This window comes from Galenea microaerophila, assembly GCF_054657255.1.
In genome coordinates, this window is the sequence record NZ_BAAHWZ010000001.1 from 819,444 (window position 1) to 837,333 (window position 17,890).

The 17,890-nt window shown below is 45.2% G+C and carries 15 protein-coding genes and 3 tRNA genes; 6 read left to right on the top strand and 12 right to left on the bottom strand.

Annotated elements, in window-relative coordinates; genetic code table 11:
• Positions 1-23 precede the first annotated feature (23 nt).
• Genes epmB through ACYQ05_RS04005 form a run of 4 tightly spaced genes read left to right on the top strand, consistent with a single transcriptional unit; the run spans position 24 to position 4,801 of the window.
• Positions 24-992, top strand: coding sequence for an EF-P beta-lysylation protein EpmB (epmB, locus tag ACYQ05_RS03990; protein WP_459818548.1), 969 nt, complete (start codon positions 24-26; stop codon positions 990-992).
• Between the two features lie 29 nt (positions 993-1,021).
• A complete protein-coding gene (locus ACYQ05_RS03995; protein WP_459818550.1) occupies positions 1,022-2,665 on the top strand; it encodes an ArnT family glycosyltransferase in 1,644 nt (547 codons plus the stop codon).
• Positions 2,649-3,557, top strand: coding sequence for a lysylphosphatidylglycerol synthase transmembrane domain-containing protein (locus ACYQ05_RS04000; protein WP_459818552.1), 909 nt, complete (start codon positions 2,649-2,651; stop codon positions 3,555-3,557). Before ACYQ05_RS03995 ends, ACYQ05_RS04000 begins: the two co-directional genes overlap by 17 nt.
• 8 nt (positions 3,558-3,565) lie before the next feature.
• Positions 3,566-4,801, top strand: a complete 1,236-nt coding sequence (locus ACYQ05_RS04005; RefSeq protein ID WP_459818554.1) for a glycosyltransferase family 9 protein — start codon at positions 3,566-3,568, stop codon at positions 4,799-4,801.
• Between the two features lie 289 nt (positions 4,802-5,090).
• On the opposite strand, the gene ACYQ05_RS04010 is transcribed toward ACYQ05_RS04005, so the two are convergent.
• From ACYQ05_RS04010 to uvrC, 5 genes are all read right to left on the bottom strand, one after another.
• A complete protein-coding gene (locus ACYQ05_RS04010) occupies positions 5,091-6,476 on the bottom strand; it encodes a CsgG/HfaB family protein (protein WP_459818556.1) in 1,386 nt (461 codons plus the stop codon).
• A gap of 215 nt (positions 6,477-6,691) precedes the next feature.
• Positions 6,692-6,765, bottom strand: a tRNA-Cys gene (locus ACYQ05_RS04015).
• 2 nt (positions 6,766-6,767) lie between these two features.
• Positions 6,768-6,842, bottom strand: a tRNA-Gly gene (locus ACYQ05_RS04020).
• Between the two features lie 59 nt (positions 6,843-6,901).
• Positions 6,902-7,483 (bottom strand): CDP-diacylglycerol--glycerol-3-phosphate 3-phosphatidyltransferase, encoded by a 582-nt coding sequence (gene pgsA, locus ACYQ05_RS04025; protein ID WP_459818558.1) that lies wholly within the window; start codon positions 7,481-7,483, stop codon positions 6,902-6,904.
• Positions 7,484-7,619: 136 nt separating this feature from the next.
• The gene (uvrC, locus tag ACYQ05_RS04030) at positions 7,620-9,473 is read right to left on the bottom strand and encodes an excinuclease ABC subunit UvrC (RefSeq protein ID WP_459818560.1); all 1,854 of its coding nucleotides are present in this window, start codon (positions 9,471-9,473) and stop codon (positions 7,620-7,622) included.
• A gap of 50 nt (positions 9,474-9,523) precedes the next feature.
• Between uvrC and ACYQ05_RS04035 the strand changes: the two genes are divergently transcribed.
• Positions 9,524-10,522, top strand: coding sequence for a S49 family peptidase (locus ACYQ05_RS04035; protein ID WP_459818561.1), 999 nt, complete (start codon positions 9,524-9,526; stop codon positions 10,520-10,522).
• Between the two features lie 69 nt (positions 10,523-10,591).
• On the opposite strand, the gene lysS is transcribed toward ACYQ05_RS04035, so the two are convergent.
• Positions 10,592-12,112, bottom strand: coding sequence for a lysine--tRNA ligase (gene lysS / locus ACYQ05_RS04040; protein ID WP_459818563.1), 1,521 nt, complete (start codon positions 12,110-12,112; stop codon positions 10,592-10,594).
• A 15-nt stretch (positions 12,113-12,127) separates the two neighbouring features.
• Positions 12,128-13,229 (bottom strand): peptide chain release factor 2 gene (gene prfB / locus ACYQ05_RS04045; protein WP_459818565.1). Its coding sequence is split into 2 segments (ribosomal slippage): positions 12,128-13,156 and positions 13,158-13,229, totalling 1,101 coding nucleotides; the frame shifts between segments, so codons are not numbered across the junction.
• 146 nt (positions 13,230-13,375) lie between these two features.
• On the opposite strand from prfB, the gene ACYQ05_RS04050 reads away from it, so the two are divergent.
• Positions 13,376-14,014 (top strand): DUF5610 domain-containing protein, encoded by a 639-nt coding sequence (locus ACYQ05_RS04050; RefSeq protein WP_459818567.1) that lies wholly within the window; start codon positions 13,376-13,378, stop codon positions 14,012-14,014.
• 44 nt (positions 14,015-14,058) lie between these two features.
• Here the strand turns inward: ACYQ05_RS04050 and ACYQ05_RS04055 are convergent.
• The 5 genes from ACYQ05_RS04055 to tolB all read right to left on the bottom strand — a co-directional run bounded on the left by ACYQ05_RS04055 (position 14,059) and on the right by tolB (position 17,889).
• A tRNA-Lys gene (locus ACYQ05_RS04055) sits at positions 14,059-14,134 on the bottom strand.
• 77 nt (positions 14,135-14,211) lie between these two features.
• Positions 14,212-14,922 carry a 7-cyano-7-deazaguanine synthase QueC gene (gene queC / locus ACYQ05_RS04060; protein WP_459818569.1) on the bottom strand — a complete coding sequence of 237 codons (711 nt, stop codon included), beginning with the start codon at positions 14,920-14,922 and terminating at the stop codon, positions 14,212-14,214.
• A complete protein-coding gene (ybgF, locus tag ACYQ05_RS04065) occupies positions 14,919-15,878 on the bottom strand; it encodes a tol-pal system protein YbgF (RefSeq protein ID WP_459818570.1) in 960 nt (319 codons plus the stop codon). The genes queC and ybgF overlap by 4 nt, the downstream gene beginning before the upstream one ends.
• Positions 15,879-15,889: 11 nt before the next feature.
• Positions 15,890-16,546, bottom strand: coding sequence for a peptidoglycan-associated lipoprotein Pal (pal, locus tag ACYQ05_RS04070; protein WP_459818572.1), 657 nt, complete (start codon positions 16,544-16,546; stop codon positions 15,890-15,892).
• 20 nt (positions 16,547-16,566) lie between these two features.
• A complete protein-coding gene (tolB, locus tag ACYQ05_RS04075; protein WP_459818574.1) occupies positions 16,567-17,889 on the bottom strand; it encodes a Tol-Pal system beta propeller repeat protein TolB in 1,323 nt (440 codons plus the stop codon).
• Position 17,890: the final 1 nt, after the last annotated feature.

Sequence of the window (17,890 nt, forward strand, 5' to 3'; positions counted from 1 at the left end):
GACAGCCAATTTTTTTACCAGTTATGCACTTTAAGTCCCTGACCGAATTCGCCGATTTTATAGCGCTCTCTTTAGAAGACCTAGCCGCTTTAGGCGGGGATGCGGAAAGTGATTTTGCGCTGAAGGTCCCCAAACATTTTGCCGAGAAAATTCAAAAAAATAACCCGCATGACCCGCTGCTATTACAAGTTTTACCCCGCAAGGTAGAAAAACAAATCACTGTCGGTTTTAGTCAAGATCCAGTAGGAGATCTGCAAGCCAACCCCACCCCTGCCCTGCTGCATAAATACCATGGACGCGCTCTATTAATGACCAGCCCACGTTGTGATATTCACTGCCGCTTCTGCTTTCGCCGCCATTTTCCCTATGAACACCAGATTAAACAGTCGCATTGGCAAACGGCGCTACAGCAAGTGGCACAAGATCCCAGCCTAAAAGAACTCATTCTAAGCGGCGGCGATCCCATGACCTTAAGTGAGCCGCAACTCGTGCATTTATGTCAGCAGATTGAACAAATTGAAACCCTGCAAACACTTCGCATTCACAGCCGCACACCGATTGTTGCTCCCGACAAAGCGCCCAGTCATCATTGGCTCACATTTTGTCAAAACACTCGCTTAAAAGTCGTGCTGGTAGTCCATTGCAATCATCCACAAGAACTTTCTGCACAAACCGCAGCGCTCTTTAGACGCTATCGACAAGTGGGCATCACCCTGCTTAATCAAAGCGTGCTGTTAAAAAATGTGAATGACAATGCCTCAACTTTAGAACAACTCAGTCATGCGCTCTTTCAACAAGACATCTTACCCTACTATCTCCATCAACTGGACAAGGTGCAAGGGGCAGCACATTTTGAAGTGTCTGATGAACAGGCCTTATCCTTAATGCAGCAGCTTCGCCAACGCCTGCCCGGCTACCTCGTACCCAAATTGGTGAGAGAAATCGCCGGTGCAGCATATAAAGTCCCTGTAGATTCACATTTAACTTGTTAAAATGAGCTTTTTCCAACCGACTAGTGCCCATGCCTTCAGCCAAACTGTTTCAACTAGATGAGATACCGCGACACCGCCCTGCGCTCTGGCTGATTGCCGGCTTGACCCTGCTGCATCTCTTGTTAGCGGGGCGAGTGAATTTAAGTGTCGATGAAGCGCACTATGCACTCTACGGTTTAAAACTGGATTGGAGCTATTTTGATCATCCGCCGATGGTCGGCTGGCTCAATGCGCTGCCTGCGCACTTTTTCCCTTCTGATTTTGGCATGCGCTTGTTGCCCATAGGGCTCTATGCAATAAGCAGCTGGATACTTTATCGCCTGACGTTGCGTCTATTTACCCACCGAAATCACCCCCAAGCGCCTTGGCTCGGTTTTTGGACACTGGTGCTGTTAAATTCGGGCATTATGATGCAGCTGCTCAGCCAATCCATGCTGCCCGATTCACCTTTAATGCTGTTTGCCCTTTTGGTAGTCTGGCAGACGCTTAATTTGCGGCAAGCGCCGACCTTGAAAAATTGGGGATTGCTGGGCGTGTGGCTGGGACTGGCCGGTCTGTCAAAATATACCGCCATCACCTTGGTGCTTTCACTGGTGCTCTTGGTAATCATTGAGCGACGCTGGTGGTGGTTCAACTGGCGCTATGAATTTTATAATGCCGGCATCTGGGGTCTATTGACTGCAGTGGGCATCGCTTTTATTCTCATTACGCCGGTGATTTACTGGAATGCCACCCATGACTGGATTTCGATTCTCTATCAGCTCAACCATGGTACTCACCATGCGGACTGGCGCTGGTCACGTGTCTGGGCCAGCCAAGGCACTCAGCTGGTGGTCTATAACCCTGCACTCTATTTAATCGCCCTGTTTTTAATGGTTCGTTTTGGCTTATTACTCAAATCAAAACTCGAAACGGCCGCAGAGCATACGCGCTTTCTTGCCCTGTTTGCGCTGCCTATCGTATTGCTATTTGCCCTAAACTCCGGTCACGAAATGAGCCTGCCCCATTGGACGCAACTTGCGTGGCTGTTTATGGCGCCTGCGGTGACTTATTGGCTATGGATGCATTGGCAACAAAAAAGCTGGCGGTGGTTTACCCTCAGTCTCACCGCTATCAGCTTAGCGCTCACAGCCCTTCTACTTTCACACCTTGCCAAACCTTGGCTACCTTTTAAACCGGGTCAAAATCCTGTGCAAGAGCTGCATGGTTGGCCGCAAGCTCTAAAACGCGCGCAGCAATATCAAACCCAATTCAAACGGGACGCTCACCAACCTCCCCTGTTTGCAGCCAACTGGACGCAAGCCAGTCATATCGGTTGGTATGGGCGGCCTCAGCCGGTGTATGTCACCGATAATCGCTTTGACCAATTTGATCTATGGTATGGGAATCCGCCCTCTGGCAGCGATGGGATTGTCATCATTCCCAACTATGAGTCCGCTTTTAAACACTATCAACGTATCAGCCAAAGCCCTCAACCTCCCACGCCGGGGCAATTTGAGAAGTGCCAAGCGCTACCAAGCTTAAATTTTGATTATTCTCCCGCCTTTAGCGGTCAAACCACGCTATTGGTGGGCTACCACTACTTTTATTGTCAACATTACCATCCACCCCGTTATCAGGGATGGATCAGTCAACTGCCAATTGTGAGCCAGCGCCATGAGTCATCTCATTAAACTCCTCCTTTCTATTGTCATTGTGGCCGTTATTCTCTATAAGGTGGATTTTGCCAGTGTGTGGCAGCTCATGCTTTCTGCCAATCCTTGGATGCTCTTAGGGGCACTCTTTTTCCAAATTTTGAGCTATATTGTAGCCGCTTACCGCTGGTATTTGATTATGCAACTGCTCGCTTTTAAGCACCGGTTTTTCTTTTACCTGCAAAGTTACTTTAAAGGCGCGCTTTTCAACCAAGTCCTCCCCACCAGCATTGGAGGAGATGCCTATCGAGTAATGGAAGTGGCCAGCAAAGGAGGCTTAGCCAAAGAAGCTTTCTATGGCGTATTTATTGACCGGATTGTGGGACTGGTCGGGTTGTTGATTCTAAACTTTTTCGCCAACCTATTTGAGCATAACCTTTTACCCCGTGAAGTGTTTTATGGAATCAATTTCATTACCCTGGCTGCGATCTTGGGACTGCTGGTGTTAATGGCTTTACACAAATTTCCGATTTTAGAGCGCTACAAAGCGACACGTCTATTTTTTGAGCTCTCACACCGCTTCCGCTTTATCTATAAAACCCCCATCCGTATTTTTCAACAGATCGGGTTATCCATTCTCATTCACTTTTTCTCTATCTTTGCCATTTTCGGTATTGGGCACAGCGTTGGCATTAATGAACCGATTGATGTTTTCTTAATCCTTGTGCCGCCTGCACTGCTGCTGACACTCCTGCCGATCTCTTTTGCCGGCTGGGGGGTTCGTGAAGGTGCTTTAGTCGGACTCTTTATGCTGATTGGCATCCCGAAAGAGCAAGTGCTGGCGATGAGCTTACTCTATGGTATCATACTCATTTTAAGCAGCCTGCCTGGGTTGTATTTCTATCTTAAAAGCCAACATAAATATTTATAGAGTTCTCCATGAATGTAGATTTAATGCGTAAAATTGACCACCATGTGGGCATACCACTCACCTTTATCAGCACGCTGGTACTCAAACTGGTTTGGAAATTGACACGCCAAAAACCCACACCCGTCAAAAAAATCCTCTTTATCGAGCTCTCAGAAATGGGCAGTACCATTCTCGCCGACCCTGCCATGCGCCATGCGCAACAAAAATTTGACGCTGAACTCTATTTTGTGATTTTCAGTAAAAATAAACCCAGTTTAGATCTGCTCAATACCATTCCACAAGACCATATCTTTTGCCTACGCGAAGAGAGTCTTTTCACACTGATTTATGATGCCATTCGCTATCTTTTCTGGTGCCGTAAACAGCAAATTGATACCGCCATCGATTTAGAACTGTTTTCGCGCGTTTCTGCCCTACTTACCGGCTTTAGTGGTGCCAATAAACGCGTCGGTTTTCATAATTTTCATGGCGAAGGGCTTTATCGTGGCGATATGCTCACCCATAAAGTGCTCTACAATCCACATATCCATATTGCGCAAAACTTTATGGCCCTTATCCATCCTTTAGAAACCGAAAAAGACGAGCACCCCTTTTCTAAAGTGCAAATCCCTTTAGAAAGCATCCATCTCAAACAGATGACCTATTCAGAGGCGCAAAAAGAGAAAATACGCCAAGTCATTCAACAATGCTATCCAGAATATCAAGCGGACAAACATCAACTGGTCTTAATCAATCCCAATGCCAGCGATCTATTGCCTCAAAGACGTTGGCCGAAAGAGAAGTTTATTCAGCTGATGCAACGCATTACTTTGCAATATCCTAACGCACTCGTGCTCATTACCGGGGCGCCTGGAGAAAAGGAAGAGGCGGAAGCACTGCGCAAAGCGGTGAAACATGAACGCTGTCTTAATTTTGCGGGACAGTTGAAATTATTAGAAATGCCGATTCTTTACAGCATTTCCTCATTAATGGTGACCAATGATTCTGGTCCGGGACATTTTTCCGCCATCACTCCTTTAAAAACCTTTGTCTTATTTGGACCGGAAACACCTAAACTTTATGGCTCGCTCGGCAACAGTACGCCAATTTACGCTGGGCTGGCCTGCTCACCCTGCGTCAGCGCGGCCAATCACCGTAAAACTCCCTGCACCGATCCTGTGTGCATGCAAGCCATCTCTGTGGATGAGGTTTTTCAAGCCATTGTGAAGACATTAGGCGAGCCTTTAATGGCAGATCCAGCTTAATCTAACAAGCCACCCTTATTCCGGTAGTGGGGTGTTCAGATAAAAATTGTTATAGCGATAAGCAAGGCCATTAAGACACGAAATGGCTTTTTATCTGCGCATTGACAACCTGAATCGCTAAGCAGTCGCATAGGGTTCTCATTCTGGTGAGGCTAACGGATGCCATCAGATGCAATGCGTTACAGATAAGATAAGGCATACTAGCCACAGCTTAATGGTCAAAAAAAGCCCCTAATGACAATGTCATAGGGGCTTCTAAAGAAATTTTATCTATTGATAAATTAAGTACTTACTTGGTATAAGCCGTTACTTTAATATTTGTAACTAAGCCTTCTTTATGTTGAGAAGGATCAATCCCACCTAATCTAATTGTGACCGCATTCCGATTAGGCATTCTCCCACCAACAATGCCGCCAGCAATTGGCGCCTGATACATTCTTACACCATCAATAAATACTTTGATGCGACCCTCTTTTTGTTGAATCACAAAGTGATGAATTTTGTCCCCTTCTACCTTCATTTTTTGTAACACCTGGTCAGACCATTTGGCATATTTATCAAAAGGCCGCCAGAATAGGTTATCTGGGCTGTGCTCATTCCCTAAATAGAGGCTCATATTAGGATGCCACCATTTAGAGGGTAAAAACAGGTCGGCTTCTACGGCAAACGCTTGTGGCAAATCGATTTTTTTGGTGACCACCACATCTCCACTTAATGCTCTCAACCACTTTTTGCCATTAAATTGTGCAACTTCAACCTGTCCTTTAACCAAGGTTAAACTGGTGGGTATGTCTCCTACTTGATATTTGGAAAAGTCCTCTGCAAATAACACCTTATCGCCAGGAACAAATGTTTCACCCCCGCCAATAATCCCGCCGGAAACTGGCTGAGCTGCAGGTGCAGCCTGTGGTGCTGATGAATTCACGGGTTGACCATTAGGTTGATAGCGATAGTAATTTTCAGGAACTAACTGTGAAATGCTTTGTACCGCATTATCGATCATCACCCTCACCGCTTTTTCCATGGGCGTGTTTTTATAAACACTCAGCCCACCGCCTAAAGCGACTGAACCAACAAGGCCTCCTCCTAAGCCACCGACTTTCCAATTACTGGCTTTACCTTCAACCGTCGTTGCATTAATCACGCGCCCAGTTCGCACATCAATCAAACGAATATCTGCTGCAATATAGGCCTCTTTTTTTCCCACTTTAACGCCGCCAATTAAAGGCACATTGCCTGGAATCACAATACCCCCTACTCCCATGCCTGATGCATTCGGCTCAAAGGCGGTAATGGATCCAATGACTAAAATATCCGCCCCTTCCATCAACCCTTTACGAGCTGCTTTGGACGGCTCAATATAGCCAGAACCTGAAAGATTTAACTCTTCCTTAATGGCCTCTAACCCTTCCCCTCTTTCAAGGACAATAAATCTTCCACTCTGAAAAAGAGAGGTTGACAACATATCGGATACGCCATCCCCAATCTCACCATTACATTTAGCTGCCTTACATTTAAAACCAGCAATCGCAATACGTGCCTTAGGTCCCTGATAGGTCACTGCTTGTTTAACTGTTGGCCCACCTGTTTTTACATTCGTAGACACCTGAGAGCCACATCCTGCAACAAACATGACAAAAAGTGGCATCAGCCACCACCAAATTTTCTTCACCATCGTTCCTCTCCTTTTGAGTTATCCCAATTAAATTATGGTGCCTTAAGAGATATCCTTCAAGATCATAATAAAAAAAATTTGATTACAATCAAAAAAGAAACATTAATATGAATACGGTTTTACAAAGGTTAGAAAAAATAGATAAAGCGAATCAAACGCAAATTCACAGCATTAAGAAAAAGAGAGAACAAACGAAGGAGAAAAGTAGAGAATAATGGAGGCTGGACCCGGAGTCGAACCGAGGTCCACGGATTTGCAATCCGCTGCATAGCCACTCTGCCATCCAGCCATTGGAGCGGGAAACGAGGATCGAACTCGCGACCCCAACCTTGGCAAGGTTGTGCTCTACCGCTGAGCTATTCCCGCAAATAATGATGGTAGGTATTATAGAGACTTTTTAAAGAATATCAAGTTTTTTAAGCGACTTAATCTCGAGTGGATTCCATAATAACCGGTAAGGCAGCTTTAACGTATTGCACCCAAGTCACGACGGTTAACACTGCAGCGATATACAGTGCAGGAAAGCCTAAAGCGCCCCAATTGACCCCCCATAACTCTCCGCCATAGATAAGCCAGGTCAAAGCCGCCAACTGCGTGGCGGTTTTGACTTTTCCCAATTTAGAAACCGCCACCACTTCTCTCGCATTATTTTCAGCCATCCATTCACGCAATGCAGAAATACTGATTTCTCGCATCATAATCAAAATGGCGGAGATCAACACCCAAAGATTGTCATGATATTCCGCCGAGACCACAATTAAAGCCGCACTGACAATCAATTTGTCGGCTACTGGATCCAAAAAAGCGCCCAGTTTACTGTCTGTGCCCAATTTTCGAGCCAAATAGCCATCAAACCAGTCGGTAATAGAGGCAATCATAAAGGCCAAACCCGCCCAAAATCTCGCATCTTCAATCGGCGCGTAATAACAAACAATAAAAACCGGGATTAAGATGACCCGAGACCAAGTCATCCACATGGGGATCTGTTTAATTAAGGAATTCTGCATCAGGCACAAGCTAATCAATAAATAGAAAGAGAATTATACTGCATGCAGCACCTATTTCGGGCTCGATAGCCGAATTTTCTAATAAAAATTTTCAATCCCACAAGCCTTTCATTAAGCCTTTACAACAGGTTGACTTTTATTCACCATGAAAAAAGTCATAGATCCGCTGCGCTTTTTCAGCACTAATGCCTGGCACCTTTTTTAACTCGGAAACCGCTGCATTTTTCACTTCTGCCAGTCCACCGAAATGGCTAAGCAGTTTTTGTCGAGTTTTCGGACCGATGCCCTCTATCTGCTCTAAGGTCGATTGTGTTTGCGCTTTCTGTCTGCGTTGGCGATGACCTGTGATCGCAAATCGGTGCGCCTCATCTCGAATATGATTGATTAAATGCAACGCTTTATCATCTGGCGGCAGAACAATGCCTTCCGTCTCATGGGGCGTATATAGCACCTCCAATCCAGCTTTACGCCCCTCCCCTTTAGCGACAGAAACCAAAGGCAGCGTGTCGAGCTCTAGCGTTTTTAACACCTCAATCGCTTGATTCAACTGCCCCTTTCCGCCATCGACAATAATTAAATCGGGCAAATTTTGCCCCTCTTTTTTCTGTCTCTGATAGCGACGCGTCAAAGCTTGATACATGGCCGCATAATCATCGCCGGGTTGAATGCCTTCAATATTAAATTTGCGATAAAGCCTAGGTTCTGGCACCCCATCCACAAACACCACACAACTGGCAACCGTTAATTGTCCCTGCGTATGACTGATGTCAAAACACTCCATCTGCTTGGGCAACTTTTCCAACATCAGCACCTCTTGTAAAGCTTTCAGTCGATCAAGTTGAGACGCTTTTTGGGTTAAATGCTGTTTTAAGCCCGCTTTCGCATTGGTTTGCGCCAACTGCATTAAGCCTTTAGCTGTCTCTTGCACAGGCGTTTTGAGCTGAACCTTGCGCGCATGCTCCGCCTGCTCACTTAGCCAAGTGGACAATAGTCGTTGATTCGTCAATTTGAGCGGCAATAAAATTTGGGCAGGAACCGGATGATGAGCATAATGTTGCGTAATAAAAGCCTCTAATAAGGTTTGCGACTGTTCTGCCTCCGTCTCTCCCACTAAGGATTTCGTATTGGGATAGTAGTTTTGACTGCCCCATAGATTCCCCCCGCGATACATCATCAGACTTAAACAGACCTGCCCAGCTTGCCAAGCCACCCCGATTACATCCAAATCTTTCTGTCCGGGTTGATTGATCAGATGCTGACTCTGAATCGCCCGCAGTGCTGAGATCTTATCGCGAATCTCAGCCGCTTTTTCAAATTCTAACGCAGCGGAATAGGCTTCCATCTGTTTGGCCAACTCTTCAACCACCTCAAAGCTTTTGCCTTCTAAAAACATTAAGGTATGACGGACATCTCGGTCATAGTCCGCTTTGGACACCAAACCGGCAACACAGGGGCCAGAACAACGCTTAATCTGATACTGCAAACAGGGACGAGAGCGATGCGCAAAAACACTTTCCGCACACTGACGTATGGGGAAAATTTTTTGTAAGGCATCTAACGTCTGATGCACTGCGGCCGCATTGGGAAAAGGTCCAAAATAGCGCCCGGGACGGCGTTTTGCCCCTCGATGGTAACTTAAAGCGGGAAACATTTTACCCGTTGAGACATAAATATAAGGGTAGGATTTATCGTCTCGAAACAAAATATTGTATTTAGGTTTATGGCGCTTAATCAGCGTATTTTCTAAAATTAACGCTTCGCTTTCTGTATCGGTGACCGTGACCTCAATTTTAGCTACTTGCGCCACCATTGCCGCTGTTTTCAAATCATGGTGCTGCTTTTTAAAATAGCTACTGACGCGCCGTTTTAAATTTTTCGCTTTGCCCACATAGATAATCTCATCTTGTGCATTGAGCATACGATAAACGCCCGGCCGCTCGGTCAGGTGTTTTAAAAAGGCTTCGATATCAAAATCTGGCTTCTCTGTCATTTTGACTCTGATTTTGTTTAAAATAAGTGAACAAATTTAAGGAGTGAAAGATGAGCGATTATAACAATTCTGATTCTGGCTGGGGCGTTCCTGAACACCCCCCGAAACAATCTACTCAAAACCCAGACCATCTGGCGAAACTCTCCGACTTGGCAGAGAACTATCTCAAACAGGATCGCTGGAGCCGTCGCTGGACCAATCTACTGAAAATTGCCGCTATTGTCTATATCGTGGTGTTACTCATCATGACCACCCAACAATTTGGTGAACTGTCAGAGGCAGAATTGATTGACAGCAAACCTCACGCAGCGATTGTGAAGCTCGAAGGCACCATTATGCCTGGTAATGATGCCAGTGCAGAAAAGATGATTCCCCTCTTGCAAGCCGCCTTTAAAGATCAAAATGCCAAAGGTGTCATTATTCAAGCCAACTCTCCAGGCGGCAGCCCTGTTCAATCTGCACTGATTAATGATGAAATCTTTCGATTAAAAAAATTGTATAAAAAACCGGTGTATGCTGTGGTCGAAGATATGTGTGCTTCAGGCTGTTACTACATTATTTCGGCGACGGATAAAATCTATGCCAATAAAGGCTCTATTGTCGGTTCCATTGGCGTGCGCATGGACAGCTTTGGCTTTACCGGCTTAATGGAAAAATTGGGCATTGAAAACCGTTCCATGACCGCAGGTAAACACAAAACCTTTATTAACCCTTTTGGTCCAAAAGATGAAGAAGGGCGTGAATTTTTCCGCAAACATGTCCTCGAACGTACCCATCAACAATTTATCAATACCGTGAAAAAAGGGCGTGATGATCGCTTAGACAATGATCCAAACCTCTTTACTGGTCTTGTTTGGCTTGGAGATGAAGGGATTCAGAAAGGACTCGTCGATGGTTTAGGCGATACCGGCTATGTCATGCGTAATGTACTCAAGGTGAATCACAGCCGCACCTTTGAAACCCAAAAACCTTTGCTTAAACAGTTAATGGGGACCATGGGAGAAACGACAGCCAGTCAGCTTTCTCTACTGCTCAAAACTTTAAACTAATATAACTCATCTCAAGCAGATATAAAAAAAGGGCCTTTGAAAGGCCCTTTTCTATTTATGCTTTAAACTCTAGTCAGCTCGACGCATGTGCGGGAATAGCAAGACATCCCGAATCGAAGGAGAATCGGTGAAGAGCATCACTAAACGGTCAATCCCGATGCCTTCCCCAGCAGCAGGCGGCATACCATGCTCAAGTGCGGTGATGTAATCGGCATCATAATGCATCGCTTCATCATCCCCGGCATCTTTGGCCGCGACTTGCGCTTTAAAGCGTTCAGCCTGGTCTTCCGCATCATTCAACTCTGAGAAACCATTGGCAAGCTCACGACCACCAATAAAGAGTTCAAAGCGATCGGTGACAAAAGGGTTTTCATCATTACGGCGTGCCAAAGGGGATACTTCTGCTGGATACTCGGTAATAAAGGTCGGATCCATTAGGCGCTCTTCCACCGTGGTTTCAAAGATCTCTGTCATCACTTTGCCCAAGCCATAGCTCTCTTCCCAATGCACTCCTAAACGGTCTGCCACCGCGCGTGCCCCTTCAAGGCTTTCCAACTCTTCTGCTTTGACTTCTGGGTTGTATTGCAAAATGGATTCTTTCATGGTCAAACGCGCAAAAGGTTTGCCAAAATCAAATGTTTGTCCTTGATAAGGAACCTTAGTATCGCCCACTGCAAGCTCTGCCAACTCTTTAAGGAGCTCTTCGGTGTAATCCATCAAGGTTTTATAATCGGTATACGCCTCATAAAACTCAACCATGGTGAATTCCGGATTATGGCGAGTTGAAAGGCCTTCATTACGGAAATTGCGGTTGATTTCAAATACTTTCTCAAAGCCGCCCACCAACAAACGCTTAAGATAGAGCTCGGGGGCAATACGCAAATAGAGCTCCATATCCAGTGCATTGTGATGGGTAATAAATGGTTTTGCAGTGGCACCTCCAGGAATCACTTGCATCATGGGCGTTTCCACTTCTAAAAAGCCTTTACGGTTTAAAAAGTCCCGCACATGCTGCACAATTTTGGAACGCAAAATAAAGGTCTCACGACTCTCTTGGTTCACAATCAAATCGAGATAACGCTGGCGATAGCGCACTTCTTGATCTTGTAAACCGTGGAACTTATCAGGTAAAGGTCGCAGTGCTTTGGTGATTAACTCAATGTTTTCCACGTGAATTGAAAGCTCACCTGTATTGGTCTTAAACAGATAACCTTCGACCCCTACAATATCCCCTAGATCCCATTTTTTAAACTGCTGGTTATAAAAACCTTCAGGCAGGTCATCGCGTTGCACATAAATTTGAATGCGGCCAGTCATATCTTGCAAGGTAGCAAAACTGGCTTTTCCCATAATACGACGCATCATCATACGACCCGCCACCTTAACGCGAACTGGGGCTTGCTGCTCAAGCGCTTCCTTGCTCAAAGCATCAAATTCTTGATGCAAATCCGCCGCTAAAGCATCACGACGAAACGTATTTGGATACGCATTGCCTTGTTCACGCAGGGCTTGTAACTTAGCGCGCCGCTCTGCAATAATTTTATTCTCATCTTGTTTTTCTGCCTGACTACTTTTTTTCTGCTCTGTCATCTGTTCTCTCGCCTTTTATGCTTCAATGCCCGCTTTTAAGCTGGCCTCAATAAATTGATCTAAATCCCCATCCAACACGGCTTGAGTATTACCGGTCTCAACACCAGTGCGTAAATCTTTAATCCGTCCTGAATCCAACACATAGGAACGAATCTGACTGCCCCAGCCAATATCAGATTTGGAATCCTCCAGCGCTTGCTTTTCCTCATTGCGCTTCATCATCTCCAATTCATACAGTTTTGCACGCAACTGTTTCATCGCATCAGCTTTATTTTGATGCTGTGAACGCCCATTTTGACATTGAACCACCGTATTAGTTGGAAGATGCGTAATCCGTACTGCCGAATCGGTTTTATTGACATGCTGTCCACCTGCCCCACTGGCACGATAGACATCAATCCTAAGATCAGCCGGATTAATATCGATTTCAAAACTGTCATCAATCTCAGGCGACACAAACACCGAAGCAAATGAAGTGTGACGACGATTGCCCGAATCAAAGGGGGATTTGCGCACCAGACGATGAACGCCCGTTTCTGTTCTCAACCAACCATACGCATAGTCGCCTTGGATATGCACGGTCGCACCTTTAATGCCGGCAACTTCTCCAGGTGAAATTTCTGTAATTTCAGCTTTAAAACCATGACTGTCCGCCCACCGCAGATACATGCGTAACAGCATATTGGCCCAGTCTTGCGCTTCTGTTCCGCCAGAGCCGGCTTGGATTTCTAAATAAGCATTATTCGCATCCAGCTCACCGCTGAACATGCGCTGAAACTCCAATTTATCCAGCTGCGCTTCTAAGGTTTCCAGTTCAGAAACCACTTCATCGACCATCTCTTGATCTTGATCCATCTCCGCCATCTCAAGCAGCTCTTTTGCTGAACTCAGGCCATCATCCAGGTTCTGAATGGTCGACACTACAAATTCTAATTGAGACTTCTCTTTGGCTAATGCTTGAGCCTTTTCAGGTTCGTTCCAAATATTCGGATCTTCTAACTCTCGCTCAACTTCAGTCAAACGCTCTTGCTTAGCCTCATAGTCAAAGATACCCCCTCAGCACATCGGTGCGTGCTTGGTAGTCTTTTATTTTTTGATAAATAGCACCCAGTTCCATCTATTTTTTCCTTCAATTTAATCGGAAAATCATACCACTTTTTTGCTTTTTTTTCTTGATGGATTTTCATCTTAATGAAGCTCAAGAAAATCCTTTTTTCGCCGATTATAAAAGATAAGTCATCCTACAATAATTAGGAGTATGCTATGGCCATCACACCGACCTCCATTTCAAAACAAGTTCTCTCAGCTTATCAAATACAACAGTCTGCTGCTTCACAAAAGACTAACCATGCTGAGTTGAAAGAGGTGACGGTTCGCAATGAAAAACAAGCGGTTTTTGTCTCTCATTTTTTTGAAAATAGTCAGGATCAAAAAGAAGGCGCCTTGAAAATCACCTATCAACTCGCCATTGAAAAGCTCAATGAAAGGTTAGAAGCCGATAGCGGTCAAAAAAATACCCTCTCAGAAGAGAAGCTTAAAAAACAAGGGGGCATTGACTACTGGTCACCCGAAAATGTAGCACAGCGTATTGTACAAGGGGCAACTGGATTTTTAGATGACTATCAAAAAAATCATCCTGAACTCTCAGGCGAAAAGCGCATCAATTCATTCTTAGAGCTCGTCGGTAATGGGGTTAAAAAAGGCTTTTCTGAAGCGCAATCCATTCTTAAAGAGCTCAAAGTGTTTGACGGTGAAATCGCTGACAACTACCACAAAACATTTGATCTCGTACAAAAAGGGTTTGAAGCCTTTAGAAGACAGCAACTGGGCTTGCCCCCTTTGGAAAATCAAGAAACAACGGCTGATGAAAAATCCGTTGACGTTGAAACCGCCGATAAATAATAGGCAATAAAAAACCCTGGCTAAAAAGACAGGGTTTTAGAATATGGTGGGTCGTGCGCGATTCGAACGCGCGACCAATTGGTTAAAAGCCAACTGCTCTACCAGCTGAGCTAACGACCCTTGTATTAGTGCGCTCAGCGATGGGTGCGTATTATACAGTCGTAACTTTTGAGCGCAAGCTTTTTTCTAAAAAAAAATTAAACTTTCGCCGTCAGACTGTTCTGATAGCGTGTTGGATCCTGAATACCCGCTTGTTCAAAGCCTTGCTTTCTCAAGCGACAGGAGTCACAAACGCCGCACGCCTCCCCAGCGTCATTTGCTTGATAACAAGAGACCGTCAAACTGTAATCCACGCCTAATGCTAAGCCTTTTTGAATAATCTGCGCTTTGCTAAGGTGAATCAAAGGCGTTTGGATTTTTAAAGGATGCCCTTCAATGGCGCGCTTAGTCGCCAAATTGGCCATTTTTTCAAAAGCTTCAATATATTCAGGTCGACAATCTGGGTACCCTGAATAATCAACGGCATTGACACCAATAAAAATATCATCTGCGCTTAAGACCTCTGCCAAAGCCAGACCATAAGAAAGAAAAATGGTATTCCTAGCGGGCACATAGGTGACCGGAATCTCATCTTCGACACCTGTGGTGGGTACGGCAATCTCATTATCCGTTAGCGCCGAGCCGCCAATATTTCGCATATCGACTCTCATCACGCGATGGGTTTTGGCGCCCATCGCTTGCGCCAATTTGGCTGAAGCATTCAATTCTGAACGATGACGTTGACCATAGTCAAACGCCATCGTATGACATTCAAAACCTTGTGATTTAGCAATGGCTAACACCGTCGCGGAATCTAAACCACCAGACAGCAAGATCACAGCAGGCTTCTGACCGCTCATTTCGCTCATTTGGCAGCGCCTTTGTTGGAAGCGGCTTTTTGAGTTTGGGTTGAGGAAGCCTCCTGCGCTTTTTCAGCGATGGTATCGGCTAAAATTTTTAAACGCTTTTGCACGCTTTTGGCGGCTCGAGAATTCGGATACTGTTTCGCGACTTGTTGATAAAGCTTTTTCGCCTCTTCCATTTTCCCCATCAACACTAAAGTATCCGCTTTTCGAAGCATCGCATCCGGCACCTTTAAACTATTTGGATAGCGATTCAACACCTGATCAAACGCCTTCAAAGCCTGCGCATTCTGTTTTTGCAACAGACTGACCTCACCCAACCAATAGGCAGCATTGGCCGCTAATTTACTATTAGGGTACTGTTTGACAAAAGTTGTCAATGCTTGAGTCGCTTCTTGGTACTTGCCCTCTTTAATTAAAGCAAAAGCAGCCTTATACGCTTGCTTCTCTTGATCGGTCGGGAAATGCGTCTGAACCGGTTTTTCTTTAGATGGAGATAACGGGCTTAATGGCGCCTTTGCTGCTTTAACCGCTTTTTCTGCTGGCTTCGGTAAAGGGGTCGCTACGGAACTGACATCAGCCGATGGCGTGTCCGATTTTGGCTCAACACCTAATGGCAACCTCTCTTCTTTTATCGACTGCAGTTGAGATTGAATTTGCTTGAGTGCCGCCTCTAGTTGACTGAGACGATCGTCGTTTTCTGTATATCGTTTATCCGCTTGTTTTTTGAGAAGATCCACCTGATACACCAGCCGATCCATACGATCTTGCAAACGCTGTACCTCTTTTTCTTGCGTTTCAAGTCGGCGCATCAATTTCAGATAGATGGGATTTTCAGCCATTTTTTCCAGCCGCTGCAAACGGTGGTCTAACTCGGTGGTGGTGACTGCCTGTACAGAGGAGATCACGCCCAACAAAGAGACCATCACAACCAATTTTAAGCGTTTTAATACGATTTTCATAAGACGATTCATTAATAGATCACAATTTCAACACGACGATTTTTGGCCCACGCCGCTTCATCATGTCCTTCTACCGCAGGCTTCTCTTCTCCATAGCTGATCACTTCAAAGCGATCCGGCTCAACCCCAAAAGTCATCATCACTTCTTGCACCGCTTTGGCTCGCCGTTCACCTAAAGCTAAGTTATATTCGGGCGTTCCGCGCTCATCTGTGTGCCCCAATAATTTAACTCGCTTCATCGGCTCATCCAATAAGATTTGTGCATAATAACGAACAGTTTGAATGGCTTCATCTGATAAAGCATTCTGATCATAATCAAAATAAACCACCGGTTCAAACTCGATAGCCCTCTCTTGTTTTGATTTTTCTGCGCTTTGTTCTTCCTCGGAGCTTAAATCGACAGTTTTCAGTTCCGTACCTTCAGGCATCGGCTCCTCCGATTGGATACCTAAGACTTTAACTTTATCTTGTGTTTCTTTATCCGGCTGAACATATCGCCATTTATTTTTTTTCGGTGCTTGTTGTTCTGTCGACTGCTCTTCCATTTGTCTGGATTCATCCGGTTTTACATTTTTTTCCCCAACACAAGCTGTCAAAAAGAAAGACAGCCCTAGGACGGATAGCACATAAATAGGGTGACGCCAATTTAAAATTTTCTGCAATTTCATCTACTCTTCTTCCTTATCATTTATTTAAGGTAAGGTCCCCAAGCGGGTTCCCGAACCTCTCCATCCTTCACACTGAGCGTAGTTGAAGCTTTTCCATCAATGTCGACTACCGCCAATTCCCCTTTGCCATGTTTATTCATCGCATACAAAATCATTTCACCATTTGGCGCAAAGGTTGGGGATTCATCCAGTTGGGTATGGGTTAAGACCTTAAAATCATTCGTAAACAGATCTAACAATCCAATATGGAATCCTTCCCCACCTGGCGCATGCACCATGGCCAAATAACGTCCATCAGGTGAAACCACTGGATTCGCATTATAGCGCCCATCAAAGGTCACACGACGCGTTTCTCCAGTATCTAGAAACCCTTGAAAAACTTGTGGTTGACTCCGTCGATCTGAATTAAAGAACAGTGAATGTCCACTGGGTGCCCATACGGCCTCAGTCTCAATTGCCCAATGACGCGTGACACGACGTGTAATTTTTCGGGTTTTCAAATCCATTAAGTAGATATCGGCACTGCCATCTTTTGATAAGGTCAGCGCCAACTGCTTGCCATCAGGTGAAAACGCCGGTGCCCCATTAATCCCTTTAAAGCCAGCCAGCTTCACTCTCTGTTGACCATCTAAGGTCTGCATAAAGATTTCTGAGCGGCCGTTTTCAAAAGAAACATAGGCTAACTTTTTCCCATCCGGCGACCAAGCGGGCGACATAATCGGCTCATTTGAAATAAGAATCGGCTGTTCATTCGCGCCATCCGCATCCGCAACATTGAGTGTATACACTTTCCGTCCGCCGACTTTTTTTAACACCACATAGGCGATTTGGGTATTAAAGGCGCCTTTGACACCCGTGAGCTCTTGATAAAGAAGATCGCTTATCTGATGAGCCACACGCCGCAACAGTTTTTGAGGCACATGGTTCCAACGTTTGCCCATTACCTGCTGTTTGCGCAGAATATCGACAAAGCGCATCTCTACTTGATAAAAACCTGGCGACTCTTCTTTAATTTTGCCAATCAAAATATTATCGACATCCAAACTTCGCCAAGCTGAATAGTCGATATCCGCCAATCGATGGGGAATTTGCGGCAAGTTCTCTTCGGCAATCGGTTTAAATTTACCACTGCGACGCAAATCATTGCCCACAACCTCACTGATGGTTTCAGGTAGAGGTTCGTTAGGCTTAAGGCCTTGCCACTCAAAAGGCACAACCCCGATGGGCACGGCATTTTCATAGCTGTCATTGATTTCAATGGTCAAAGTCGCTTGAGCCATTTTCGCAACAAGCAGAAAAGCCAGCGTTAACCATAGTTTTTTTATTAAGTTGTTTTTAATCATA

Coding starts and splice junctions, on each gene's coding strand:
- epmB (WP_459818548.1), top strand. CDS start 24: ATGCACTTTAAGTCCCTGACCGAATTCGCCGATTTTATAGCGCTCTCT.
- ACYQ05_RS03995 (WP_459818550.1), top strand. CDS start 1,022: ATGCCTTCAGCCAAACTGTTTCAACTAGATGAGATACCGCGACACCGC.
- ACYQ05_RS04005 (WP_459818554.1), top strand. CDS start 3,566: ATGAATGTAGATTTAATGCGTAAAATTGACCACCATGTGGGCATACCA.
- ACYQ05_RS04035 (WP_459818561.1), top strand. CDS start 9,524: ATGAGCGATTATAACAATTCTGATTCTGGCTGGGGCGTTCCTGAACAC.
- queC (WP_459818569.1), bottom strand. CDS start 14,922: ATGAGCGAAATGAGCGGTCAGAAGCCTGCTGTGATCTTGCTGTCTGGT.
- ACYQ05_RS04010 (WP_459818556.1), bottom strand. CDS start 6,476: ATGGTGAAGAAAATTTGGTGGTGGCTGATGCCACTTTTTGTCATGTTT.
- tolB (WP_459818574.1), bottom strand. CDS start 17,889: ATGATTAAAAACAACTTAATAAAAAAACTATGGTTAACGCTGGCTTTT.
- pal (WP_459818572.1), bottom strand. CDS start 16,546: ATGAAATTGCAGAAAATTTTAAATTGGCGTCACCCTATTTATGTGCTA.
- uvrC (WP_459818560.1), bottom strand. CDS start 9,473: ATGACAGAGAAGCCAGATTTTGATATCGAAGCCTTTTTAAAACACCTG.
- ACYQ05_RS04000 (WP_459818552.1), top strand. CDS start 2,649: ATGAGTCATCTCATTAAACTCCTCCTTTCTATTGTCATTGTGGCCGTT.
- ybgF (WP_459818570.1), bottom strand. CDS start 15,878: ATGAAAATCGTATTAAAACGCTTAAAATTGGTTGTGATGGTCTCTTTG.
- pgsA (WP_459818558.1), bottom strand. CDS start 7,483: ATGCAGAATTCCTTAATTAAACAGATCCCCATGTGGATGACTTGGTCT.
- ACYQ05_RS04050 (WP_459818567.1), top strand. CDS start 13,376: ATGGCCATCACACCGACCTCCATTTCAAAACAAGTTCTCTCAGCTTAT.
- lysS (WP_459818563.1), bottom strand. CDS start 12,112: ATGACAGAGCAGAAAAAAAGTAGTCAGGCAGAAAAACAAGATGAGAAT.